Source organism: Pedobacter hiemivivus (assembly GCF_005144565.1).
GTDB lineage: Bacteria > Bacteroidota > Bacteroidia > Sphingobacteriales > Sphingobacteriaceae > Pedobacter > Pedobacter hiemivivus.
In genome coordinates this window covers 121,142-147,347 of record NZ_SWDX01000011.1, presented here as the reverse complement: position 1 = coordinate 147,347, position 26,206 = coordinate 121,142, and the positions used below count along the sequence as shown (strand labels likewise).

Sequence of the window (26,206 nt, the reverse complement as noted above, 5' to 3'; positions counted from 1 at the left end):
TCATTTTTTTATTAATCGGTATGTTAGCCCATTTTTAACCATTATTTTAGTCCCATTCCCAAATCCAGCTTTTTCGAATACCTTATAAGAAGATATATTACCTTCTTTAATGTACGCCACTATAATTTCATCAGGGTGGAACTTTTTATAATCTATACATGCCAAATTTAACATTTCAGGCCCCAACCCCTTACCCCTAAAATGTTCATCAATTGAAAGTCCGATTATAATCTCGTCATCAAATTTATCAATCCGTACTTGACCAACGGCCTTAAAATTAGAATCTAAAAATAAGTAGAAATGGCATCTCTCATCCTTTAACTTATTCGTGAACCATCTTACATGATCTGAATAAGGTATTTCAGTCTGATTAAATGAATTCTGTCTTACTAGCGGATCATTACTCCATTTAAAATAAAGGTCTAGATCTTCTATGCATGCCTTTCTATAATTTAATTGAATCATAATGCAATAAACAGATCTTTTAAACGACGAGGTGATTGCCCGTCTATCAATACTTTTTGATTATAAACCATTTCATTAATCTCTCTTATATTAGTTAAAATTTGACCAAAAGAAGCACTAATTTCATCTTCCTCCTGTAAATTAAAATCCCCTAAGTTAAAGGCACATTTCCTATCAATTAGCCCTTTCAATACATCTTTTTGGTTCTCGGCAGTAAAACCTGTCACAATTCCTATACCAATAGCACAAATTTCAATTGAAATACCACTTGCAGGGCATATAGCCAATTGGCACTCTAACAAAATACTTTTCATTTTATCGCTATTTATACCATGATAAATATAAATTTCTGATAAGTGTTGATTATTATTAGTAAAATCGGTTATCATTTGTAAATAAGGATTAACAATCCCTATTACAATATGTATTTTCTTTATAATATTATACTTCAAAATTGCCCTAAGAAATTTCAAAGTATTATTTGGTAAATCTGCCCCTCCCATATTAATAAAAACAGAATCAATCGATCTAATTACTTTTTGCGGAAGAATAGCAGCTTCTAAAAAAGCTGACCTAAGCAAAGCAAAATCAGTCCCTAAATATAATTTAGTATTTCTTTCACACGAATAGTCCTCAGGTTTGACACCATTTGATACATTAATGATTGCATCGGCATAGAAGTGGGTATCATGCAAATCATCAATACATACAAATTTAAAATTTTGTTCCTTTAAGTCTAATTGAAGTTCCTTTGTTATCCCATAAAAATCTAGTACAACAATATGGCAGTTGTAAAGATGTGGCCAAAGATTTAAGAAGTTTCCTATTGGCGATGATTTCGATATTTGATCCACCTGGTAATGCATTTCTTTAATCATTTCAATGATCTCATGCTTATCTGTATCAATAATGAACTTTATATTAAATTCCTCCTGAAGCATCTCAGCGAGTGATAACGATCTCATCAAATGCCCCATGCCTACTTCACCTGAGGCTATAGTAACGAAAGCTATAGTCCTTTTCAAGCTTTCTTTTGTTCAATATGACTATTAATTTTTGCCAAAGAAGGATTTTGATCCATAATTTCACAAATACTTTTCATGCTTAACTTGTCAGCTTTATACTCTTCTATTAATAATTTAATGAGTTCAAAGTCCTCCTGAGTATCTAGTGTCAATCTATAGTTGCTATAATCAGCAGACTGTTTTAATTGAAATATGTTTACTTCCCCTGATTTATTTTTCCAAATGTAAGGGGTAACATGTTCAGCATCTAATTCATCATACGCATTTTCATACGCATTCTTTAGCTGGGCAATTGAAAAAATTTCGAAGTCCGCTCCTCTTGGAAAGGTTCTGTCTAATGTATTTGAAAAATATAATTTATCATCACTGAAAGACAAATATCTATCAATTCCTTGCTTCACTAATTCGGCATCAATTAATGGACAATCTGAAGTGACTCTGACAATTACCTCAATATCATTATGAACTGCACAATCATAAAAGCGCTTTAAAACATTCATTTCGCTACCTCTAAAGCAGTCTATATTATTTTTCAGACAAAACTCAACTATGGGCAATTCGGAGCCATCATCTGTGGTTGCAACTATTATGGGCACAGTCGTTTCCTTTAACCTTTCAATATGATAGGATAAAAAAGATTTCCCCGCGGCTTCCAAAAAAATCTTATTAGGCAACCTGCTACTATTTATTCTTGCCTGGGTTATTATTGCAATTCTCATAAATTTACCCCTTCATTTAAATGTTGATCGAAAAGCCTAACAGGATAACCACGTTTATTAATTGCAAATTTTATGTCAAATGGTGTATATTGAGTATAATGGAATATACTAGCGGCAGCAACTCCAGTTATATTCTTATTTAAAAATAAGTCTGGAAAGTGATCAGGTTTTCCAGCGCCACCACAAGCAATAATAGGTAGTGAGGTTTCTGAACTAATCGATTTAAAAAAATCCATATTAAAACCATTCATTAATCCATCATTCATCACGTCATTTATAAAAAGTTCGCCAGCGCCTAAATCTTGTACACTCTTGATAAAATCCAATGCATAAATGTCATTTTGAAATATTTTACATTTGTCTGCAGTCGTATCAACATCAATTGCTATAACAATACATTGACTTCCAAAAGTTTTTACGGCCTCTTTAATAAAATCAGGAGAATGGATTGCCGCAGTTTTGATAACAACTTTATCTGCGCCAATTTGAAGTAGGTCATGAATATCTTTAATGGAATCTATCCCACCACCAATAGTAACAGGCATAAAGCATTCATTAATAACTTGTTTTACAACACTCAAGTTAATCTTTCTATGTTGTTTGGTGGCAAATATATCAACAAAAATAAGTTCATCAACATTTCTGCTATTATATACCCTTGCAGCTTGCATGGGATTGCCAACCATTCTGGGATTTCCAAATTGTTTGGTTTTCACTAAAGCGAAACCATTAAAAGATAAAACCGGAATAACTCGTTTTTTAAGCATCTATTGTAAAAAAGACTTTAGAATTTCAAGCCCCTCAGATTGACTTTTCTCTGGGTGAAATTGTGTAGCAAAAATATTGTTTTTTTGAACTGCGGCCGTTATTGAATGGCCGTATTGAACTGTAGCAGCGATATCAGAATCATCTTCGACCTCAAAGCAATAACTATGTACAAAGTAAAAATTATTGTCCTGAATATTTGCGAAAAAATCATTCTTTTTTACATAAATCTCGTTCCAACCCATATGTGGAATTGGAAGTTCATGGTTCGCGATTGGCTTAACTGTACCTTTAATAAATCCCAATCCTGGCATTTCACCATCTTCAAGACCAAAATCAGCTAAAAGCTGCATCCCTAAACAAATACCTAAAAAAGGTTTTTTATCTTCTAAAACTACTTCATTCAAAACGTCAACCAACCCTCTTTCATTAAGATTCTTCATGGCTTGATTAAAAGAACCTACTCCAGGCAATATGACATGTGTACATTTGGTTATCTCTTCCCTGTCAGCAGTAATATTACTCATCAGTCCAATTTTTTTTAATGCCTTTTGTACTGATGAAACGTTTCCCATTCCATAATCAATGATTGCAACCATTCTTATATTATTTCATAATTTCTAATCAGGTTTTTATATTCGTCTCGAGCAAAACTACCATCTTCATTTTGTTTAAATAATACTGGATTTGTAAAAGAATCAATGACGTTATCGATCTCATCCAGAGCCATCCCGGAATATTCAACAAAAGATTCAACACCAAAGTGTGGGTATTTTCCATCATACTCTTTAACCAACTTCAGCCCCTCATCTCTAGTTAATCTCGCATTTCGAATATCTATACACACATGATCAGTCGCACGGCCGAAGCCATATTTAACGAACTTTAAGTAATCATGTAGCCCGACTAACCTTTCATCAAGATTTTCATAGTTAGTGTATGTACCTTCTATTGGGCCATCTCTTTTGATATCAAAATCAGTTTCCTTTAGTATAATGTCTAATTGTTTTCTAGCATCCCAAAAGAAATAATGTCCAAGAAATAATCCTCTAACTCCCACTTTTTCAATCTCCTCATCGGATGGATAAAAATAAGGAGTTAGCTCCTTAGTCGTTATTCCTCTTACACCAATCATATCCTGAATTCTGTTTCCCAACAGACCTCCAAATTCTTCTAGCCACCTTCTATTAAGAATAGGGGCTCTCGATGCTTCAATGGGGCCTCCATATTCTTGTTGTGGGTTCTCTCCCCATAGAATGATCGGAATATTAAATTTGACTGCAACCATTACAGGAATAGTAAAAATTCCTATGTGGTTAGGCCACATTTCATCTCCCACTCTGATGAAAGATTCCACAACCATTTTTTTATAGACATCGTGGTTTTTTTTGAAATGAATTAGGTCTATTCCCATCTTAGAAATACTATCTATATTCCTTCTTCCTAGCTCTGTAACGTATGTTGTCTCAAAGCAAACAGCTAATGGATTTAAACCATACTTCTTTGCCATATAACATTGATATGTGCTATCTTTACCTCCGCTTACAGGGATTAGACAATCATAACCAATTTCGTTATCTTTCTTTTTGAATTCGTTTATAATATGAACAAATTCCTGCTCTTTCGCTACCCAATCTATTACATCCTTTTTCTCAGAAGCAGCCTGACATGCTGTACACACACCTTCCTCATTAAAAAAAAGGTCCGGCTTAGTTTCAGGAAAAAGACAATTTTTACAGAACTTAATTTTCATTTCCATGTCTACTTTGATAGTAAATAAATCTCATCTTCGTTGCCTTTATCTTTTTCAGTAATATATGCCACTTTTTTCTTATCAACTAACTTCAAATCATTAAAACTCTTCAAGAAAATATCAGCAAAATCAGCTTTCCATAAAAATCCAGTATTACCTCGGTAATCAATATCAGTGGTTTCGGCTGCAAAATATTCCCATCCCATTATATATTGATTACTGCATCTATGCATTTCAGACATAATACGGTGATGGTCTTCTGGTGCGATATGTATTAGTACGCCATTGGTACATACAAGATCAAAATAACCATCCCGAAAAGGTATATCAAAACCTGATCCCTGAATGATATTTATTTTTTCAGTTATTTCTTTTGAACGTTCCACTGCATAATGCTGTAATTCAATACCATATAAATTTTCAAATCCCATCCTTTGGTATCCTCGCAATTGCATACCAATGTTACATCCTACCTCTAGTATTTTTATATCACGAGGTAAGTCTTTCATAACAAAATTATTAATTTCAATTTTTGACAACCCCCAGGTTTCTTCATAAAACTTATCCCAGTCATTATCAGATTGCCAGGAATTACGATCACTATACTCTTTCCCAAAGGTTTTACCCCAAAAATTTTCTTGATTAGTTTTCATTATTTAGAAAGTTTAATATTTTATTAATAACATATTTTTGTTCTTCGTTTGTTAAAGTTGGATACATAGGTAGACTTATACAGTGTTTATAATATTCCTCCGCATTAGGCATATCATCCACTTTCCAACCAAACTCCTTGTAATAAGGCATTAGATGACAAGGGATGTAATGAATTTGAGCAAAAATATTATTGGCTCTTAAATAATTATACAATCCTAACCTATTTTCTACCTCTATAACATATAAATGATAAGCGTGACCATTTATCACACCAGACTGTCCTTTTACAAATGAATTATTCTTGAACGCTCTATCATATACTTCCGCAATTTCCCGCCTTCTCGTTATACCATCATCAGCTCTTTTTAATTGACTCGAACCCAAAACAGCCTGAAAATCGGTTAATCGATAATTATAACCTAAATTTTGCATCTCCATGTACCATCCTGGATAACTATCACTGTCCTCACCTGCAGCAAAACTCGCAGAATTCACATATAGTCCTTCATTTTTTGTTATACCATGGGTTCTTAATTGCAATAGCTTGTGATATAAGTTTTCATCATTAGTAGTGATCATTCCACCCTCACCACAGGCAATATGTTTTACTGGATGAAAAGAAAAAATAGCTAAATCCGCATAATTACCATTGCCACAATTTTGGTGTTTACCCTTACTATCAATAAAATATCCCCCAGGGGCATGGCACGCATCCTCTATAATCCATAGATCAAACTCGTCTGCCAGCTTTCGGTAGGCTTCTAAATCAATCGCCCTACCAGCGAAATCAACTGGAATCAGTCCCCTATACGTCCCTTTAGGTGATGATTCCAATAACTCTTTAACTTTATTTACATCTAAAAGGTAGGTTTCTGGATTAATATCTGCAAAAACCACATCCCCGCCACAATAGCGGACACAGTTGGCTGAAGCCGCAAAGGTAATTGGAGTTGTTATAACTTTATCTCCTTTTTCTACACCTAATGACATAGCACATAAATGCAATGCAGCCGTCCCATTAGATACTGCCACAGCGTATTTACACCCAATATAGGTTGCAAACGCCTGTTCAAATTCAAGTATTTTAGGGCCCTGTGTTAAATAATCAGATTGCAAGACTTCCATTACCGCCTCAATATCATCTTGCGTTATATTTTGCTTACCATAAGGTATTGGTTCACTCATTACATTACAAAATTAGGATCAACATGCTCTTTAATTAATGCTCTTAACCCGTCAATTGTTTCCCACTCAGTATTTTCACCTGAATTATAAGCAAATCCTTGAGGAACAATTTTGGCATTAAATTTTTCTTTAAATTCATCTAAATTCCATCCAGGAGTAGAAGGTAAAATTGTATAATACTTGCCTAGATCGTAAGTGTAAAATGAATCAGAAGGTGTAATCATTTCTTCGTGAACCTTTTCTCCAGGCCTAATCCCCACTATAACCTGTTCGCATTCAGAACCGATAGCTGTAGCCACATCTGTAATCCTATATGAAGGTATTTTTGGAATAAAAATTTCTCCGCCCCAAGCATGGCTCAAAGCATGCATAACCATGTCAACACCACCTTGTAAAGAAATATTAAACCTAGTCATATTTGCATCAGTAATAGGCAATACTCCTTCCGCTTTCTTTTTAAGGAAAAAAGGTATTACCGAACCATTTGACCCCATTACATTCCCATATCTTACAACAGAAAAAACCACTGGATTATCCCCCTTAATGTTATTTGCAGCTACAAATAGTTTGTCAGAAGTTAACTTAGTCGCACCATATAGATTAATTGGCGCACAAGCCTTATCAGTCGAAAGTGCAACAACCCGTTTAACATTAGTCTGAAAACAAGCATGAATAACATTTTGTGCTCCCATCACATTAGTTTTAATACACTCATCAGGATTATACTCTGCAATTGGAACATGTTTCATAGCCGCTGCATGAATAACATAATCCACGCCTTTAAAGGCTCGTGTTAATCTTTGCTCATCTCTAACATCACCAATAAAGAATCTCAACTGTGGGTAGGCAGTTTCAGGGTATTCTTGGGCCATTTGAAATTGTTTTTGTTCATCTCTTGAAAAGATAATCACCCTTCTAACCTCAGGGTGTTTTAATAAAATCTCTTTCGTAAGTGCTTTTCCTAAAGACCCAGTACCACCAGTTATTAAAATACTTTTATGTTTTAAATCTAACATCAGTTTTCCTTTAAAATATGTTTAAAAATTAATCTAAGAGTAAAAAAAGAGATGACCACGAATACAGCTAATATGGCTCCCAAAGCAATCCCCTTCATTCTACCCATTTTGTCTATGGTCAATGGAAAAATGGGAGAATCAATAATTTGAATTAAAGGTGTTTCCTTATGCAAGGAAATTTTAGAAAGTTCAAGATTTTTAACTAATTCTGCAAGAATTGCCTTATTCGTTTCGGCATTAAATTGAGACCGTTGAATAGGTGCGATCCGCTGGATTTGTCTTGTGACATTTAAATTTGGTGTGGCATCAGATACAGCCGCGGCTTTATTAATTGCTCCGTCCATTACGGATCTCACAGAATCTACCTTTTCTTGTAGGATTTCGACATTCTCAATTGATTTTTTTGTTTTTGTTTGAACATAAAAATCATTAACATTTTTTACAATTTGGTCATTAAAATCTTTGGCGAATATTTCATCTAAGGCTCTAACTTCAGCTTTAATGATACTCAATTTCTTATCTGGTTTCCCTACAACTAGATACTTCTCCCCTATTTCTTTAACAATTGCTAAAAGTATACTATCTTGTAACCTTGTAAAATTAGATTCAGATAATCCTGAATCTAATTTCTTAAATCTAATTAAGTTCAGCTCGGGCTTACCTTTCCATTTATCTCTTAGCCCATTCATATCGATGTATCTATCGATTAGCAATTGCTTTTTGCCTAGATAATCAATTTCGGTCAACAGCGTCCTAGCAATCATAGTTCGAGACTTATACAGCTCCAAAATATTATCACCTTGAAAAATCCCACCACCGCCACCGACGTCTATCCCAACCATTGAGGCCAATCCACCTAGGCTTCCTAATGCACTTGCCCCATTTCCTGCATCTTCCAGTACAAATGTTGTTGTTGCTGTGTACATTGGCTTTTTAAAGAAAGCATAGGTAAATCCTAAAATCCCACCTAATCCCCCTATCAAGACAATTATTACCCATTTGGATAACAAATAATTACACCAATCTCGAAGATTAAAAAAAAGTTGTTTTAAAGAAATCTCATCTGAATTAATGGATTGCTTGTTTGGATCTTCCGAATTCATTTATTTATACATGTGTATTAAAAGTAACTTATCTCAACAAACTAACTATTATCGCCCCTAATGAAGCAACAGCTGTCCCTATACCAATCCAGCTCTGGGCTGTCATTCTTTCTCTCTCCGCCTTTTTTGGTACCAATATCTCCGCTCCCGGTTTCACTTTTGGATAATTGTTAAAAAACAAAAACTTACCCCCTGCTTCAACCGATCCATTTGCATATTTAATATAAGCACCCTTTTTCAATGCACTTGAAGTAAAACCTCCCGCACCATTTACATACTGCTTGAAGCTTTTCTCCGGCATATAGACTATACTGTTCGGATTTAAAACCTCTCCTGTTACTTTAACAGTCTGCAATTGTCTTGGCACACGAACCACATCACCATCTTCTACAATCAAATCATATCGTGAATGCGGTTTATGCAAAATCTGATCTAAACTAATCCCAACCAGATCTGATTGAATTAGCTTCTGCTCTACCTCCGCTTTAACCGTATCCTTAACCCCTGCTTCTTGTGCTCTCTTTAAATTTAAAAACTTCTTATTTTCCTCTTCCTTATTATCAATAGCATTCTTATCCTTTGGATTTACTTTTTCTGCCCCAGGCCGTTTTAACGAAGCGCCCTCTGCATAAGCGTAAGGTGTTAATCCCCCTGCTCTTTTAATCACATCAGAAATCCGCTCATCCTTGGAAGTAATCGTATAAAGACCAGGATACAATACCTCTCCTTCTAACTTAATTTGCTTTTGTGTGGAATAACCAGCCGAATTACGAACCGTAACAATATCAAAAGGTTTGAGTATAAAATCATTCTCTTCTATTTTTAACTGCGGATCGATGTTCACAGTAAACAACTCAGCAGTTATCGCCGATTTTGATAAGGAATCACTATTTTTCACCCTTCTTGAAATTTCAACCCGATTTGGTGTTGCCCCCTCTTTAAAGCCTCCTGCCATTTGTATGATATCCCCCAAAGTGATATAATCTGCGTATTCAAAAGTACCCGGTGCTCTTACTTCTCCTTGAATGCTCAACTTGTACTCATCTCTTAAATCAAACAATGAAGAAATTGTTACCTTATCTTCCCTTTGTAAGGAGATATCCTGAACCGTACCCGCAACAATTTTGGCGACATCAAATGAAATCAAACTCTGCGTATTGTCAGCATTTAATCGATTGATATAACCACGGTTCATAAATGCATCTTCAGTCAACCCATCCGCTTTATTGATCAAACCCCTAAGCGTAGCGCCCTTTTCCAATTCATAAACACCCGGGCGAAAAACAGCACCTAATATCTCTACCCTATTCTGGAACCTATCTAATATTGCTTCTATAACAAACTTATCGCCATTTTTAGGTGCATAAGTACTGAAATCAGCAGCAGCTACATCCGTAATGCGACGTTCCTTATCTGTATTTTGAAACGTTTTGATCTTAGCCCTATAAGCCTGTGTAGTAAAACCTCCAGCAAAACCAATCAGATCCTGTAAACTTTCACCTGCAACTACCTCAAATAAAGCCGCTGTCTTTACTTCTCCTTGTACCTCCACACGTTTATCAAAAACAGGCACATTAATAACATCCTGATCTTGCAAACGAATATTATTTTGCTGAATTCCCTTTAACAAGAAATCATAAACATCAATTGTAGAAACAACTTTATTGTTACGAATCACCTGGATTTTACGGAACGTACCATTTTGCGAAGGACCACCGGAAGCGTACAATGCATTATAAACTGTAGATAATGAAGACAAGGTATAAGTACCCGGTTTAGTCACCTGCCCGGTCATTGTTACTTTAATGCTTCTGATATTTCCTAAATTGATCGCCAAATTAGTCCGACCAGAACGCAATGAAGGGTAAGTTTTCCCCATCGCGGTACGAATTTTAGAGGTCGCCTGATCTATGGATAAACCACCAACAGCAATTCGCCCGACATATTGCAAATTAATGATCCCATCGGGGCTGACAGCTAAATTGTAACTAGCCTCATTATCACCTGTTAAATCAATCAACAACTTATCGTCCGGACCAATAATATATCCTTTAGGCGTAGCCATGCGAAGATTCGGCTCAAAAGTGATGCTTCCATTTTTGAACAGCTCAGATCCGAATACTTTCGGCCCAATTTCGTCATCTTTCACCTTCTTTTCGTTATTTACTGCACCACCATCCGTAGTTTCACTATTTTCCCTACCAGTACTTGCAGCCTTATTCTCAGGCTCCACTTCTTTTGAAGCCCCCTGTTTACGTACCTTTTCAACACGAAGTTTTAGCTTTTGAACCTCATCAGGCTTCATCCCTTGTGCTGCAGCCATTTGTTCTAACTGAGCTTCATTGTACCCTATTGATTCTGCCTTTTTAATCATCTGCAAAATCTGAGCATCTGAAAGCTCGTCAACTTTTACATTGGCATAATTAGATTGTGCAAAAACTGTTTGTGTGACCAAAACAGCAAATAGAAAAAATATTGCAGCAGTAGTTCTTTTAAAATTCATAATTGTGAGGAGAGCTTAATGGTTATATACTAAATCTTGCCCTAAAAATTGGGATTCGGCATCGTAATTCAGAATGGAGAGCTTATGACTTAAAAATTTGGTCAACTTAACTTTCATAGGGTAGATGTAGGTTTAGTATTGCTTGCAAATATATCAATTTAATTGAATTATGATGAAGGTATGACAAGAAGCATCCATCACCTATTACTCCCTATATTTACCTGAATCCCTATCGAGACAGGATTCAACAAAAACTCCGACTTATTGTATTTATTGAAGGTTCGGGTATTATTAATATCCAAGGTAACCGTCTCTTGTCGCTCATAGAAAACAAAAAAATCCAAACTCGCCTCCGCAAACAATGTAACTTGTGGTATTGGATTAATTTTGAGCCCCATTACTGGTGAAGCAATAAACCCCGATTTGCTAGCGTCAACCCCAGTAGCGGCCAGGGACGCGGTTTCAACAGCCATAGCTTGTATATTTTTAGAAACCATTGTCCCCTCAAATTTATTATACCGATACCCTATATCAAAGCCAAAATACGGCTGTATCCTGGAGAAATTAAAGTTCTTTTCAAAGCCCAGCTTAAAGCTATAATCCGTCATTTTCCCATTAGCCTCTTCACAGTTCAGACAGTTATTTACGATTTGAACATTCTTTTTAAGGTAGCTTCCACTCAGCCTGTAGCTAATCTGGTTATCATTGAACTTTAACATTCCGCTATGGAAAGACGTTTCTGTCAATTTCCCCACTTCTTTTTGATTTAAAATCCGTGGCATCTGCATCAGGTTATAGCCCCGGACAGCGATGCTATAATTATAATCCCCGTTTATCTGCGAGAAGGCAGTACTACTAAGCAAAAGAGAGAGCATAATTAGTACTTGTTTTTTCATTTATCTTGTGAACTTATTTTTCTAATCAAATCTATGATAATAAAATACAATTTTAATCAAATCTAACGATTCATTCATAGTCATTTTTTATGCCAACATTCTAAAACAGGTCAATGTTTTTTCAATAAAAAAAATAAAAACTTAATAGATTGTGTGGTTGCTTCATTGGCTTTTGAATATCTTAAGGAGAAAACGACATGAGCGACGTAAGCAAAAATATTAAGACACTGCGCAAGAAAAACGGATGGAGCCAAAGACAAGCCGCCGAACAATTAAACATCTCAGTCCCAGCCTTCTCTAAGATAGAAACAGGAACCACCGACTTAAACATCTCCAGATTGAACCAAATTGCGCGATTATTTAAGGTAAGTCCAATGCAACTCATGGCAGTAGATGAAGATCCCCAAGTCCTACATGCCTTAAATGTAGGACAGTTAAAAATACAAATTGCCAAAAAAGAAGCAGAAGTGATTCAACTTCAAGATGAAATCATAGTGCTCTTCGAAAGAATTAGAACCAAGAAAAAAGGTGGGTAAGTCTCAATTTATGAAACTGTTGTATTTACTCAAATACAACAGTTTTGTTCTTATAAACAAACACCCGATCATTCAAGACCAAGTGCAACGCTTTTGCTAATACTGAAGTCTCAATCTCCTTTCCCGACTTCACCATATCAGCAGCGGTAAAAGAATGGTTTACGGGAATGATTTGCTGTGCGATAATTGGCCCCTCATCCAAATCATCCGTTACAAAATGAGCCGTTGCACCAATCAGCTTAACCCCTCTTTCAAAAGCTTGCTTATAAGGACTTGCCCCAGCAAATGCCGGCAAAAAAGAATGATGTATGTTGACCACCTTATTGGGGAAGTTGGCCACAAACTGAGGCGAAAGGACACGCATAAACTTCGCCAACACAATATAATCAGGCTGATACGCTTTGATTTTAAAAATAATATCCCGCTCAGACACCGCCTTGTCCTCATGATAAGGAATCAGAAAAAACGGAATATCAAACCGATCGCAGATCTTTTGAAGCACACTATGGTTACCAATTACACAAAGCACAGTGGCTCCCAACGTACCGAAATTATTCCGGATCAGAATATCAGCCAAACAATGGTACTCCTTAGTCACCATCACTACGATCTTTTTATCAGGAACAGGGTTCACGCTAATCATTGCCCCTTTAGGCAAAATCTGTGTCAGACTTAATTCCAATGGGATTTCATCCGCAATGCCATCCACTTCCAAACGCATAAAAAAGCGATCTTCAGCTTTATCCACATGCTCACGCATAGAAATGATGTTCAGCTCTGCTTCAGATAATATTCTGGAAATGTCTGCGACCAGACCTACCCGGTCCTTGCATTGGATAATGATGATCATTAGGATATCGCGCTAAATTAAAAAAGCAAGATAGCAATATCCTTTAATGATTAACAAGAAATAGCTATTCGAAATAATTTAGGGTTTTAAAACCACCTTCTTTTAGGTATTCGTCTTTCTTCATCAGGTGTAAATCCGATTGAATCATGTCCTCCACCAATGCAGGTAAGTCATACTTAGGTTTCCAACCCAATTTGGTATTGGCCTTAGTTGGATCACCCAATAAAAGATCAACTTCTGTAGGACGGAAATATTTTTCATCCACCTGTACCACAACAGTACCCGGGTTTAAGTTCTTATCATTTAGGCCAAGCTTCACAACCATTTCCTGATCTACATCAATGATTACTCCACGCTCGTGCTCATCCTTACCACTAAACTCAACCTCAATACCGAGCTCAGCAAAACTCATTTTTACGAAGTCTCTAACCGTAGTGGTTATCCCGGTAGCAATAACGTAATCTTCAGGCTGTTCCTGTTGAAGAATCAACCACATCGCTTCGATATAGTCTTTAGCATGCCCCCAATCTCTTTGCGCAGAAAGATTACCCAGATACAAGCAATTTTGTAGACCCAAAGCTATTTTACAAGCAGCCCTGGTAATTTTACGCGTTACAAAAGTCTCCCCTCTAAGCGGACTTTCGTGGTTAAACAAAATCCCGTTACATGCATACATTTTATAAGCTTCCCTGTAGTTTACTGTAATCCAGTACCCATACATTTTGGCTACTGCATAGGGAGAACGCGGATAGAAAGGAGTCGACTCACTTTGCGGAACCGCTTGCACCAATCCATACAATTCAGAAGTTGAAGCCTGGTAGATTTTTGTTTTTTTCTCCATTCCCAAAATCCGTATCGCCTCTAGCAACCTTAAAGTACCAATACCATCCGCATTAGCGGTATATTCAGGCATTTCAAAGCTCACATGAACGTGGCTCATCGCGGCAAGGTTATAGATTTCGTCCGGTTGAGTTTCCTGGATAATGCGAATTAAATTGGTCGAATCGGTCAAATCGCCATAATGCAATTTCATTTTCACACCTTGCTCATGCTGATCCTGATACAAATGATCGATCCGATCCGTATTAAATGACGAAGATCTACGCTTTAAACCATGTACAAAATACCCCTTTTTTAGCAAAAATTCTGCTAAATATGCACCATCCTGTCCCGTAATACCGGTTATTAAAGCTACTTTCATCAATATATGTCTTTTAATTTGCAGGCGTAAACATACGAAATTATTTAATTTCCCTACAAGCGTGCATCAGCAAACTTGCGATCAATAAAAGATTTTGTATCAAAAATAATGGCTCCATTCTGCTTATAGCTAGCATAATCCAGGTTCAGGAATTCATCATGCGCAACAGCAATGATAATCGCCTTATAATTTTTTTCGTCTAAGTTTTGCGCTAAGGTAATGCCATACTCCTCATGCACCTCCTCGGCAATGGCCCAGGGATCATACACATGAACATCCATTCCAAATTGCTGCAACTCCGTATAAATGTCGACCACTTTAGTATTTCTCACATCCGGACAATTTTCCTTAAAAGCAAAACCCAGAATAAGCGCTTTCTCCCCTTTTACAGAGGAACCATTCGCAATCAGCATTTTTACGACTTTACTTGCCACAAAAACACCCATATTTTCGTTCACCCGTCTTCCCGACAGGATCACTTGTGGCGTATAGCCTAATGCATTTGACTTATAAGCGAGATAATATGGGTCGACACCAATGCAATGTCCACCTACCAATCCTGGTTTATATTTTAAAAAATTCCATTTCGTTCCCGCAGCAGCGATCACATCAGCAGTATCAATCTCCATTTTATCGAAAATCAAAGCCAACTCATTTACGAAAGAAATATTCACATCACGTTGTGCGTTTTCTATGGCCTTTGAAGCTTCCGCTACTTTTATACTTGGCGCTTTATGTGTACCCGCAGTAATGATGCTCGAATACAGTCCGTCGATCCAATCCGCCACTTCAGGTGTAGAACCCGAGGTCACTTTCATAATTTTTGTCAGCGTATTCACTTTATCCCCTGGATTGATTCTTTCTGGCGAATAACCACAGTAAAAGTCGACGTTATATTTTAATCCTGAATATTTTTCTAGCACTGGTACACAGTCCTCTTCGGTACAGCCCGGATAAACGGTAGATTCGTAAATCACGATATCACCTTTGGACAGATATTTCCCCAACATTTCTGTAGCAGCTAGAAGCGGTTTTAAATCCGGCGACTTAAACTGATCAATGGGTGTAGGTACGGTAACGATATATACATTACAGTCTTTTAACAGACTTAGATCCGAAGAAAGCGCAAGTCCATTGCCCAAAACATCCTTTAAGGCACCTAAGTCGGCTTCTTTAGTAATATCTCTATTTGCCGAAAGGTCTGTTATCCGGGTCTCATTGATATCAAAACCAAGGACTTGATATTGTTTGGCAAACTCGATGGCTAAAGGTAATCCAACGTAACCTAAACCTATGATTGCAATGTGTGGCTTTTTTGCTGCTAACATGGCCGCAAACTTACGAAATAATTTAATTCGACAAATGTTGCCAAAAACAATCGTTTTCAGGAAAGTAATTCCAAGCATCAACCGATTTCAGCAGTAAACAAACAAAATCGAGAATAAAAAATGTAAGACTAACGAAAATCAGCAAACAATTCAATATACAAACGGCGTTGTAAGCCTGCAAACGGAGCTTTCAGGTATAATAATGAATAGGGGATAAATAGGAAATGAGTAGCTAGTAAGTTGGTGGTTGCTTTACCCTTGCCTTACCCTTGCTTTAGGGTTGCTATACCCTTGGTTTACTATAGGGGTAAAGCAACCCTAAGCCAACCCTAAAGCAAGGGTAAAGCAACCCCCTATTCATTCCCAATTTTAGCCTTACTCATTCGCTATTCATAACGATGCCTCCCAACAACCTGATAAAATCTGACCTAAAGCTAAACGCACACCAAAAAAAGAATAAGCAATACTGGAAAGCTTCCCTTTTCGAAAAAAGTGGTTCGGAATTATAATCCTGAACTACTTCATCTGCCAGAAATTCTAGCAGATGAAGTAATTTCGAAAGAAATTTTATTTAAAAAACATGAGAAAAATATTTACTTTTTTAATCTTTACTTTAATTGCGCTCAATACTTTCGCACAAACTCCTCAAAAAATCAACTACCAGGCAGTAATCCGAAATGCTACCGGACAACCTGTGCCGAATCAGGCAGTAGGAATGCGGCTTACGATACAAAACGGGCCAGTAGGTGCCCCCATTTATACGGAAACGCAATTGCCAACCACAAATGCTTTTGGATTGGTGAACCTGCAAATTGGAACCGGAACCGTAGTGACGGGTACCTTTTCACTCATCCCCTGGTCTACAGGTAATAAATATCTCAAAATCGAAGCAGATATTGCCGGCGGAACGGCTTATACCTTACTGGGTGTTGTCGAGCTGGTTAGTGTCCCTTATGCTTTAAACGCTTCGACTTCAATAACCAGCAACGATAACCGCTGGGCAGCTGCGGGCGCAAACATCCTGAACAACAATACCGGAGGTGTCGGAATCGGTCCCGGATCGGGTACATTCCCTGCAAATGATGCGGTATTGGACATCTGGTCTACCACCAAAGGTATCCTGATTCCAAGAGTAGCTTCAGCAACAGCGATCACTTCACCAAGTGATGGTTTACTGGTTTATCAGACCAACGCACCTAAAGGTTTCTATTATTCAAAAACAGGTGCATGGGTAAGACTTACCGATGCCAACGATGCTTCCGGTGGTTCTAATGGTGGTGCGATTATTCCCTTCTCATCAGGTGTTCCTGTATCGCTGACCACCATCGCAGGCGGACTTTCCGGTACACCGAGCTTTATCGGTTTTGGCAGCAGTGCACCCAGCCCTTCTATACTTGGTTCGACAATTGATCTGACGGGCGCAGCAGGTACACCGTTGAACTTTGCCTTTTCTATGCCAAGAAGCGGGACGATAAAAAGCATGTCTGCCTACTTTAGCACTACAGCCGCATTAGCGCTGATCGGCTCAACGGTGACCATTACTGCACAGCTTTATTCCAGTACGAGCCCCGACAACAGCTTTACCGCTGTTCCAGGCGCATCGGTTACTTTAGCCCCTTCATTATCGGGTATCATTAGTATAGGTTCCATATCTAATGGAATTACAACTGGGCTCAACATTCCGGTAACGGCACAAACACGCTTTTTATTGGTGTTCTCTTCTTCAGCTGCAGGGATATCACTAATCACTACCGTAAATGGCTATGCCAGTGCCGGATTAAGTATTGAGTAAACAAGTTAAGCAGATCACTAAACATATTATTATGAGATACCTCAAAACAATTATATTGTTGTGGGTTTCGATTTTGGCTTGCCTGACAGCAAATGCTCAATCTGCGAATAGCCATACAACCAGTGCCGGGGGCGGTAGCGTATCGCTGCCCGGAGGGAACACGCTGGGTTTCACCATTGGAGAGCCTTTTATCAGCACCATCGGAACAAACCCGCAGTTCACACAGGGCTTACATCAAACCTTATTGTCTTTTTCAGTAACAGATGTGAACTCTCCAAATGTAATCACGGCTTACAAAGAAGGCGGAGTGGTTCTTGTCACGGTTACCTTTAATCAGCCTGTTCTTGTAACGGGCATACCTGAACTCGCGCTGAATAGTGGAGGAAAAGCCCTTTATACATCAGGATCAGGAACCACCGTGCTTACCTTCACTTATACCGTAGCTGCAGGAGAAAACTCCACAGATCTGGACTATAGTGCTATCGGGTCATTAACCCTGGCTGGTGGAAGTACCATTCAAAATAGTCTTGGTGCAAATGCGCCCCTGACCTTACCGGTTCCGGGTGCTGCTGGCTCTTTGGCTGCAAATAAAGACATCATAATTGATACTCAGGCACCGACGCAAACGATCGCTACTGCTCTATTTTCCAATGACGCGAATGCATCTGGCACTTATTTCCTTACCAATACAGCTAATCAAATTGTTTCGGGCACTTTAAGTGCCAATCTTGTGGCCGGAGAAATTGTAGAAGTATCGTTTAACAATGGTACAAGCTATGCACCGGCAACAATCACTGCAGGAGATAATGCCTGGTCAATAGCCACAACATTAACCGCCAGCAATACCCTAAAGGTTAGAGTTGTTGACGCTTTGGGTAATACCGGAACGGAATACTCAAAGGGATATGTATATGACATCGTCCCTCCGACAGCAACCCTGGCTCTCGCGAGTTCTGCCTTAAAGATCGGATCAACTCCTTTGCTGACGATTACCTTCAGCGAAGCGGTGACTAATTTTGCTAATGCTGATCTGACCATTATGAATGGTACCTTAACAGCTGTCACCACTGGTGATGCTGGAGTTACCTGGACGGCCACATTTACCCCGACCAATAACTTTACAAGTCTGGTTAATTCCATCACACTGGATAAAGAAGGTTTAACGGATCTTGCTGGAAATGCCGGAGCAGGAACATCAGCTACGGCCAATTATACAATTGACACACAAGTACCAACACTTTCTTCGGTAGCTATTGTATCTGACAATACAGTTCCTACACGCGCTAAAGTTGGGAATACTGCAACATTAACCTTTACGGCTAGTGAAACCATACAGACACCAACAGTTACCATCGCTGGCCATGCTGTTGTTCCAACTGCGACAGGTAACAACTGGACTGCAACTTATACTTTTGTGTCTGGTGATACAGAAGGATTGGTACTTTATAACATCGCCTTCAGTGATCTTGCCAGCAATGCAGGTACAGCCGTTACAACAGGCACAGGATCTGTAACTTTTGATAAAACGGCTCCTACATTAAGTGCAGTAAATATTGCGTCTAACAATGCTACACCTACACTGGCGAAAGTCGGAGATGTAGCTACGCTGACTTTCACATCAAGTAAAACGGTACAAACACCAACAGTTACCATCGCCGGTCATGCGGTTACACCAACAGCTGTTGGCAACAACTGGACAGCAACTTATGCTTTTGTATCTGGTGATACAGAAGGCCAGGTTGCTTACAACATTGCTTTCAGCGATCTTACTGGTAATGCTGGTACAGCGGTTACTACAGGTACAGGATCTGTAACGCTTGACAAAACTGTTCCTACCTTAAGCGCAGTAAACATCGTTTCTAACAATACAGTACCTACACTTGCTAAAGTTTCCAATACGGCTACGATTACTTTCACTGCAAGTGAGGCTTTAAAAACTCCGGTAGTTACTATCGCTGGACATGTGGTTACACCGACAGCAGCGGGCAACAACTGGACCGCAACTTATACTTTTGTATCGGGTGATGCAGAAGGGCTGATTACTTACAACATCGCTTTCAGCGATCTTGCCGGCAATGCGGGTACAGCCATTACCACCGGTACAGGATCTGTAACCTTTGATAAAACAGTGCCTACCTTAAGTGCAGTGAACATTGTATCTGACAATACAGTTCCTACACGCGCTAAAGTTGGTAACACTGCAACATTAACCTTTACGGCAAGTGAAACCGTTCAGACACCAACAGTGACCATCGCTGGTCATCTGGTTGTTCCAACTGCTACGGGAAATAACTGGACTGCAACCTACACTTTTGTATCTGGTGATACAGAAGGACTGGTGGCTTACAACATCGCCTTCAGTGATCTTGCCGGCAATGCAGGTACAGCCGTTACCACAGGCACCGGATCTGTAACTTTTGATAAAACGGCTCCTACATTAAGTGCAGTAAATATTGCGTCGAACAATACTACACCTACACTTGCGAAAGTCGGAGATGTAGCTACGCTTACTTTCACATCAAGCAAAACAGTACAAACACCAACGGTAACCATCGCTGGTCATGCGGTTACACCAACTGCTACGGGCAACAACTGGACTGCAGTTTATACTTTTGTATCTGGTGATGCAGAAGGACAGGTTGCTTACGCCATTGCTTTCAGTGATCTTACTGGTAATGCTGGTACTACAGTTACTACAGGTACAGGATCTGTAACGCTTGATAAAACTGCTCCTGTAATTCCTGCAGGTTTAGCAGCAACATCTGGTAATATACAGATCATCCTTAACTGGACTGCTAACGCGGAAACTGACCTTTCGAAATACAGAATTACGTATGGAACAAACCCTGCCTCACTTACTTCAACAGTAGACGTTGCAGCAGGAACTACAACCCATACAAACACAGGATTAACAAACGGTACTACCTATTATTACCAGATTCAGGCCCTTGACCAGACGGGAAACATCAGTGCCACAAGTGCTAATGTATCTGCCATCCCAAAAGCCAATCAAAGCATCACTTTCAATGCGATCGCTTTGAAAACTTATGGTGATCCAACATTCCAGCTTGGAAATGCAAATTCATCAGGAGGTCTTCCGGTAACTTATATTGCGACCGATCCTACAGTGGTTTCTATTGTTGGTAATGTGGCTACAATCCTGAAATCAGGAAATACGGTCATCACCGCAAGTCAGGCTGGAACGATCAGCTTCAATGCTGCAGCAAATGTTCAGCAGACGCTAACGGTAACTCAGAAGGTATTGACCATAACAGCTAATAATCGCGTTAAAACTTATGGTGATGCAGTTACTTTCACAGGAAATGAGTACACTCCTGTCGGCCTGTCAAATGCCGATGCGATTACTTCGGTAAATTTAAGCACGACTGGTGCAGCAGCAACAGCAACGGTTGTAGGTTCAACCTACCCGATTGTGGCTTCGGCAGCAACGGGTACAGGGTTAAGTAACTATAACATCACTTACCTGAACGGTGCGTTGACTGTTGCCAGAAAAGCTTTAACCATTACTGCGGATCCTAAAGAAAAATTCATAGGTACGGTAAATCCTGCATTGACAGTGAGTTACACTGGGCTTGCGAATGGGGAGACCAATGCTATATTGACTACTCAGCCAGCGATCACGACCACTGCGGTTACAGGCAGTCCAACCGGAGATTACCCAATCACGGTCAACGGGGCAGCGGCGGCCAACTATGCCATCAGCTATGTGGCTGGCAACCTGAAAGTAAAAGCAGGAGTGCCAACAAGTATTACACTCGCAGCAATCACCTTATATGAAAACGGTGCTTCAGGAACAAATGCAGGTACACTAAGCAGCACCTCTGATGATCCTTCAGCTACCTTTACCTATACATTGGTGGCTGGCACAGGTGATACTGACAATGCATTATTTGGTATCGCCGGAAATAAGCTAAACACCAATGCAGTACTGGATTACGAAAACAAAGCTGTTTACAAAGTAAGGCTGCGTTCAACTACTCAATACGGTCAGTCGCTGGATAAGGAGTTGAGCATTACTTTAAGTGATGTAAATGAAATCCCGACACTTGCTGCCATCAGCAATCAGGCAATCTGCTTTACCACAACAGGACAAATTGTGGCTTTAACAGGCATCAGTGCTGGCCCTGAAACGGCACAGACTACAGCTTTAACGGTTAGTAGCAACAACCCTAACCTGTTTGATGGCTTAACGGTAACTGGCAGTGGAGCTACGGCAACGATTAACTACCGGATAAAAGCCGGCGCTATAGCCGGGACAGCTACCGTAACAGTAACCGTAAAAGACAATGGTGGTACAGCCAATGGTGGTGTAGATACTTACAGCAGAACTTTTACCATCACAGTAAATGCTTTACCTGTTGTTTCTATCAACAGTGACAAAGGTACTCAGATTAGTAAAGGTGAAAAGGTGTATTTAAATGCTACTGGTGGCACCAACTATGTTTGGGTAGCCAACAACAGTATCCAAAGCGGACACAATACGGCTACAATTTTGGTTAGACCAATGGAAACCACGACTTACACCGTAACGGCAAGCAATGCCAGCGGATGTTCGGAGACAAAAACCTTTACCCTTACTGTATTGGATGATGTGGCTAAAGTTAAAGCCATGAACATCATGTCGCCAAATGGTGATGGAGTGAATGACAAATGGTTGATTGACAATATTGATGCTTACCCTAACAATGAGGTGAAAGTATTTGACAAAGGCGGTCGTTTGATGTACAGTAAAAAAAGTTATGACAACAGCTGGGATGCCACCTTAAATGGTTTACCACTGGCCGAAGGCACTTACTATTACGTCATCGATTTTGGGCCAGATAGACCTAAAGTAAAAGGTTTTATAACGGTTACCAGACCAAGTTAATATCAGACATGTCAATAACACGAAACTAAATAACACGCTCAGCAATAATACGATCGTCATGCTGAGTTCATCTCAGCATCTCTCAAGAGAAAGTTCCCCCTTTTATTGCGAGGTCCTGAGATGAACTCAGGATGACGAATCGTTTAAAAAAAACACATGAAAACAATATATAAGACAGCTCTACTATTGGTCTTCGCTGCAATGGCCACTTCGGTAAAAGCACAATTAAACCCGCTATCAGCGCAGTACTTTACCAATCAATACCTAATCAATCCAGCATTTGCCGGTGCTGGAAATGGTTTAAAATTAAATGGTGCCTACCGCAAACTATGGAGCAATGTTCCAGGTTCTCCTCTAACCCAAAACCTAACTGCCGATTATGGCTTTAACAAAGTAGGTTTGGGTTTAACGGTAAACAATGAAAGCGCAGGTTTGCAAAGAGAAACCCGCGTAGTAGGTAGTTATGCTTACCACTTGCCATTAAACGACAACGGACAACAGTTACACTTCGGGGTGTCGTTAGGCTTTATGAGTCAACGTCTGGAGAATGCCGATATTTACGGTAATCCGGCCGATCCGAGCGTAGGTCAATACAACGACCGCAAAACTTACCTGGATGGTGATTTCGGGGTTGCCTATACGTCGAACAAGCTGAATGTACAGGCTGCTATACCGAACCTTAAAAGAGTGTTGAAAAAAGATGACATTGAAACAGCTGATGTGGCTACATTTTACACCGCTGCAAGTTACCAGTTCAACCTGAGCACAGGTGCTGAAGGGGTAGATTTAGAGCCTAAAGTTGCTTACCGTGGCGTAAAAGGCTTTGACAATATCTTCGATGCTGGTGCACAACTGAGCATTGCAAACAAGCAGGTGATGTTGTTGGGTATGTACCACAGCACCAAAAATGCGACTTTCGGTTTAGGTATGGATTACAAAAAGAGATACTTAGTTAGTGGTACTTATACCACACAGACTTCTGCATTGAGTAGCTACACTAATGGTAGTTTTGAATTGAACCTTAGGGTAAATTTAAGCAAGTAAAATGAAGGTCTGATTATCCTAACGGATGATCAGACCTTTTGCTTTTGAAAATAAATTTGCGGGCTGGCTCCTACTCTCTTTTTAAACTCAGTAAAAAAGGTGCTTTTAGAAGAAAAGCCAGCATGACGTCCCACCCCCTCCATACTGTATTGGCCCATGTTGACCTGATCAGCGAAATGTTTAAGGACATAATTGATCCGGTAACGGTTGATAAAACTGTTGAAATTTTCGCTAAAATATTCATTCAACAGGTATGACAGTTCGTGCGGCTTAATCTTAAAATGGGAAGCGAGTTGTTGGAGCGTGAGCTTCTTTTGCAGATAGGGCTCAAACACCTCCATGCTGATCAGCATACTTTCCCGCGACAATTGCTGATCTAATACCTTTTGATCTTTCGTCTTATTGATCATCTTTTGAAGTGTGGCATCCTTAAGATTCAAAAAAGATGCTGCAACCGACAAAGGAATGCGCTCGACATGATCTGGAAATGCTTTCAGAAAATAAGCATATTTATCCGCTAAGCTCCCCATCCGAATAAAGATAGAGCGGTAATGCGCCTGTGTGTAGTACAATTCCAGGATCTTACGAAAAAGCGCATTCATTTCCGGATATCGATCATACAAGCCATGGAAATAAGTGGAACACATGGCCAATAAATGAGAATCTTCCTCGGCCTTCACATCTTCAACGCAGGGCTTATCCCCGTACATCCCTTCTATAGCAGAAAGAAACTCTCCATCTACCGTAATGAAACTGGTAACCGTTTCTTTTTCATTGCTCACCTGTCCGCAGACGACACCTTTTAACACAAAATAAACATGCGTACTCAGCTCTCCTTTCCGCATCAGGTACTCATTTTTCTTTAAAGAAATTTCGAAACTATTATCCGAAAAGTCCTGAATTAATTCATCGCTTAAAGGATGAAAAGAAGAGAATTGTTCGATAACAGCATTTACGGCGGGAGAGTTAGATAGCGTTAAGGGCATAATTATATACGATCAAGTATCGGAATAAAATCACAGGTTAAATTAAAGCGTCTTGCTGTTTAAAACAAGAATAACTTTCATGCGAAACTAAAAACATTTCGCTAAGCTAACATATTAATGCTAAACTAGAAATGAAATGACACCTATTATTCGCGTTACTTAACTGAAGGAACATACTTTTATGTGATCGATTTTGGTTCGGATAAACCTAAAGGAAAAGGTTTTGTTACGATCATCAAAACAAATTAGTAATATTACGTCAGAAAATACTACGGACGTAAATCCAACATAACGTAAATGAGTTGATCATCAATAATACGGTCGTCATCCTGAATTTATTTCAGGATCTCTCAAGAGGAAATCCGCCCTTCTATTGCGAGATCCTGAAATAAATTCAGGATGACGAATTGCTTAAATAACCATTAAAAATTATAACCAATTAGACACAAACACCACAAAAAATATATGAAGACAATATTTAAAACGGCTCTGCTATTTGCCTTCGCTGCAATGGCGACTTCGGTAAAAGCACAATTAAACCCGCTATCAGCGCAGTACTTTACCAACCAGTACTTAATCAATCCAGCTTTTGCTGGTGCCGGACAAGGTTTGAAATTAAACGGTGCCTACCGCAAACTATGGAGCAATGTTCCAGGCTCACCTTTAACCCAAAACTTAACTGCCGATTACGGTTTTAACAAAGTAGGTTTGGGTTTAGCTGTAAACAATGAAAGCGCAGGTTTGCAAAGAGAAACCCGCGTAGTAGGTAGTTATGCTTACCACTTGCCATTAAATGACAACGGACACCAGTTACACTTCGGGGTGTCGTTAGGCTTTATGAGTCAGCGATTGGAGAATGCTGATATTTATGGTAATCCGGCCGATCCGAGCGTAGGTCAATATAACGACCGCAAAACTTACCTGGATGGTGATTTCGGTGTCGCCTATACTTCAAACAAGCTAAATGTACAGGCTGCGATACCGAATCTTAAACGTGTATTGAAAAAAGATGATATTGAAACGGCCGACGTGGCTACATTTTACACAGCAGCAAGTTACCAGATCAACCTAAGCACAGGTGCTGAGGGTGCAGATTTAGAGCCTAAAGTGGCTTACCGTGGTGTAAAAGGCTTTGACAATATCTTCGATGCTGGTGCACAACTGAGCATTGCCAACAAGCAGGTAATGTTGCTGGGTATGTACCACAGTACCAAAAATGCAACTTTCGGTTTAGGTATGGATTACAAGAAAAAATACCTGGTTAGTGGTACTTATACCACCCAGACTTCGGCATTGAGTAGCTATACCAATGGTAGTTTTGAATTGAACCTTAGAGTAAATTTAACGAAGTAATAGCCATTCATATATTGCAAATGCCCCTGTGAATAATCACAGGGGCATTTGTTTTTATGCGTATCGTCATCCTGAGTTTATCTCAGGACCTCGCACTGGCTAATCAGAACCTGCATAAGCGAGATCCGAAGATAAACTCAGGAT

The 26,206-nt window shown here is 39.1% G+C and carries 21 protein-coding genes; 5 read left to right on the top strand and 16 right to left on the bottom strand.

All coding sequences use genetic code 11. The features are described from left to right. The 12 genes from FBD94_RS22375 to FBD94_RS22320 form a co-directional block, all read right to left on the bottom strand. Window positions 1-465 (bottom strand): GNAT family N-acetyltransferase, encoded by a 465-nt coding sequence (locus FBD94_RS22375; RefSeq protein WP_136881860.1) that lies wholly within the window; start codon window positions 463-465, stop codon window positions 1-3. Next, window positions 462-1,490 (bottom strand): UDP-2,4-diacetamido-2,4,6-trideoxy-beta-L-altropyranose hydrolase, encoded by a 1,029-nt coding sequence (pseG, locus tag FBD94_RS22370; protein WP_136881859.1) that lies wholly within the window; start codon window positions 1,488-1,490, stop codon window positions 462-464. Before pseG ends, FBD94_RS22375 begins: the two co-directional genes overlap by 4 nt. Next, window positions 1,487-2,209 (bottom strand): cytidylyltransferase domain-containing protein, encoded by a 723-nt coding sequence (locus FBD94_RS22365; RefSeq protein ID WP_136881858.1) that lies wholly within the window; start codon window positions 2,207-2,209, stop codon window positions 1,487-1,489. The genes pseG and FBD94_RS22365 overlap by 4 nt, the downstream gene beginning before the upstream one ends. Beyond that, the gene (gene hisF, locus FBD94_RS22360) at window positions 2,206-2,976 is read right to left on the bottom strand and encodes an imidazole glycerol phosphate synthase subunit HisF (protein ID WP_136881857.1); all 771 of its coding nucleotides are present in this window, start codon (window positions 2,974-2,976) and stop codon (window positions 2,206-2,208) included. Before hisF ends, FBD94_RS22365 begins: the two co-directional genes overlap by 4 nt. Continuing rightward, window positions 2,977-3,573 carry an imidazole glycerol phosphate synthase subunit HisH gene (hisH, locus tag FBD94_RS22355; protein WP_136881856.1) on the bottom strand — a complete coding sequence of 199 codons (597 nt, stop codon included), beginning with the start codon at window positions 3,571-3,573 and terminating at the stop codon, window positions 2,977-2,979. It abuts the gene before it with no gap. Between the two features lie 2 nt (window positions 3,574-3,575). Next, complete coding sequence (locus FBD94_RS22350; protein WP_235884601.1) at window positions 3,576-4,733, bottom strand: N-acetyl sugar amidotransferase; 1,158 nt, start codon at window positions 4,731-4,733, stop codon at window positions 3,576-3,578. A gap of 2 nt (window positions 4,734-4,735) precedes the next feature. Then, window positions 4,736-5,380 carry a pseudaminic acid biosynthesis-associated methylase gene (locus FBD94_RS22345; protein WP_136881855.1) on the bottom strand — a complete coding sequence of 215 codons (645 nt, stop codon included), beginning with the start codon at window positions 5,378-5,380 and terminating at the stop codon, window positions 4,736-4,738. Then, window positions 5,370-6,566 (bottom strand): UDP-4-amino-4,6-dideoxy-N-acetyl-beta-L-altrosamine transaminase, encoded by a 1,197-nt coding sequence (gene pseC / locus FBD94_RS22340; RefSeq protein WP_136881854.1) that lies wholly within the window; start codon window positions 6,564-6,566, stop codon window positions 5,370-5,372. The genes FBD94_RS22345 and pseC overlap by 11 nt, the downstream gene beginning before the upstream one ends. Further along, window positions 6,566-7,582 (bottom strand): UDP-N-acetylglucosamine 4,6-dehydratase (inverting), encoded by a 1,017-nt coding sequence (gene pseB / locus FBD94_RS22335; RefSeq protein WP_136881853.1) that lies wholly within the window; start codon window positions 7,580-7,582, stop codon window positions 6,566-6,568. The genes pseC and pseB overlap by 1 nt, the downstream gene beginning before the upstream one ends. Then, window positions 7,582-8,685 carry a Wzz/FepE/Etk N-terminal domain-containing protein gene (locus tag FBD94_RS22330; protein WP_136881852.1) on the bottom strand — a complete coding sequence of 368 codons (1,104 nt, stop codon included), beginning with the start codon at window positions 8,683-8,685 and terminating at the stop codon, window positions 7,582-7,584. The genes pseB and FBD94_RS22330 overlap by 1 nt, the downstream gene beginning before the upstream one ends. A 28-nt stretch (window positions 8,686-8,713) precedes the next feature. After that, window positions 8,714-11,188, bottom strand: a complete 2,475-nt coding sequence (locus FBD94_RS22325; RefSeq protein ID WP_136881851.1) for an SLBB domain-containing protein — start codon at window positions 11,186-11,188, stop codon at window positions 8,714-8,716. A gap of 197 nt (window positions 11,189-11,385) precedes the next feature. Continuing rightward, a complete protein-coding gene (locus FBD94_RS22320) occupies window positions 11,386-12,084 on the bottom strand; it encodes a hypothetical protein (protein ID WP_136881850.1) in 699 nt (232 codons plus the stop codon). Window positions 12,085-12,281: 197 nt separating this feature from the next. On the opposite strand from FBD94_RS22320, the gene FBD94_RS22315 reads away from it, so the two are divergent. Then, window positions 12,282-12,620: a helix-turn-helix domain-containing protein gene (locus tag FBD94_RS22315; RefSeq protein WP_136881849.1), complete on the top strand. Its 339-nt coding sequence runs from the start codon at window positions 12,282-12,284 to the stop codon at window positions 12,618-12,620. A gap of 25 nt (window positions 12,621-12,645) precedes the next feature. Here the strand turns inward: FBD94_RS22315 and purU are convergent, their stop codons facing one another. From purU to FBD94_RS22300, 3 genes are all read right to left on the bottom strand, one after another. After that, window positions 12,646-13,470 (bottom strand): formyltetrahydrofolate deformylase, encoded by an 825-nt coding sequence (gene purU / locus FBD94_RS22310; protein ID WP_136881848.1) that lies wholly within the window; start codon window positions 13,468-13,470, stop codon window positions 12,646-12,648. A gap of 64 nt (window positions 13,471-13,534) precedes the next feature. After that, window positions 13,535-14,671, bottom strand: coding sequence for a GDP-mannose 4,6-dehydratase (gmd, locus tag FBD94_RS22305; RefSeq protein ID WP_136881847.1), 1,137 nt, complete (start codon window positions 14,669-14,671; stop codon window positions 13,535-13,537). Between the two features lie 53 nt (window positions 14,672-14,724). Then, window positions 14,725-15,999: a nucleotide sugar dehydrogenase gene (locus FBD94_RS22300; protein WP_136881846.1), complete on the bottom strand. Its 1,275-nt coding sequence runs from the start codon at window positions 15,997-15,999 to the stop codon at window positions 14,725-14,727. Between the two features lie 580 nt (window positions 16,000-16,579). Here FBD94_RS22300 and FBD94_RS26530 point away from each other — a divergent pair. From FBD94_RS26530 to FBD94_RS22285, 3 genes are all read left to right on the top strand, one after another. Next, window positions 16,580-17,791, top strand: a complete 1,212-nt coding sequence (locus tag FBD94_RS26530; RefSeq protein ID WP_136881845.1) for an exosporium glycoprotein BclB-related protein — start codon at window positions 16,580-16,582, stop codon at window positions 17,789-17,791. Window positions 17,792-17,822: 31 nt separating this feature from the next. Beyond that, a complete protein-coding gene (locus FBD94_RS22290; protein WP_136881844.1) occupies window positions 17,823-22,679 on the top strand; it encodes an Ig-like domain-containing protein in 4,857 nt (1,618 codons plus the stop codon). A gap of 156 nt (window positions 22,680-22,835) precedes the next feature. Then, entirely contained in the window at window positions 22,836-23,723 is an 888-nt protein-coding gene (locus FBD94_RS22285; protein WP_136881843.1) for a PorP/SprF family type IX secretion system membrane protein, read from the top strand. A 29-nt stretch (window positions 23,724-23,752) separates the two neighbouring features. On the opposite strand, the gene FBD94_RS22280 is transcribed toward FBD94_RS22285, so the two are convergent. Continuing rightward, entirely contained in the window at window positions 23,753-24,709 is a 957-nt protein-coding gene (locus FBD94_RS22280; protein ID WP_136881842.1) for a helix-turn-helix domain-containing protein, read from the bottom strand. A gap of 465 nt (window positions 24,710-25,174) precedes the next feature. Between FBD94_RS22280 and FBD94_RS22275 the strand changes: the two genes are divergently transcribed. After that, window positions 25,175-26,062, top strand: coding sequence for a PorP/SprF family type IX secretion system membrane protein (locus FBD94_RS22275; protein WP_131609307.1), 888 nt, complete (start codon window positions 25,175-25,177; stop codon window positions 26,060-26,062). Window positions 26,063-26,206 lie beyond the last annotated feature (144 nt).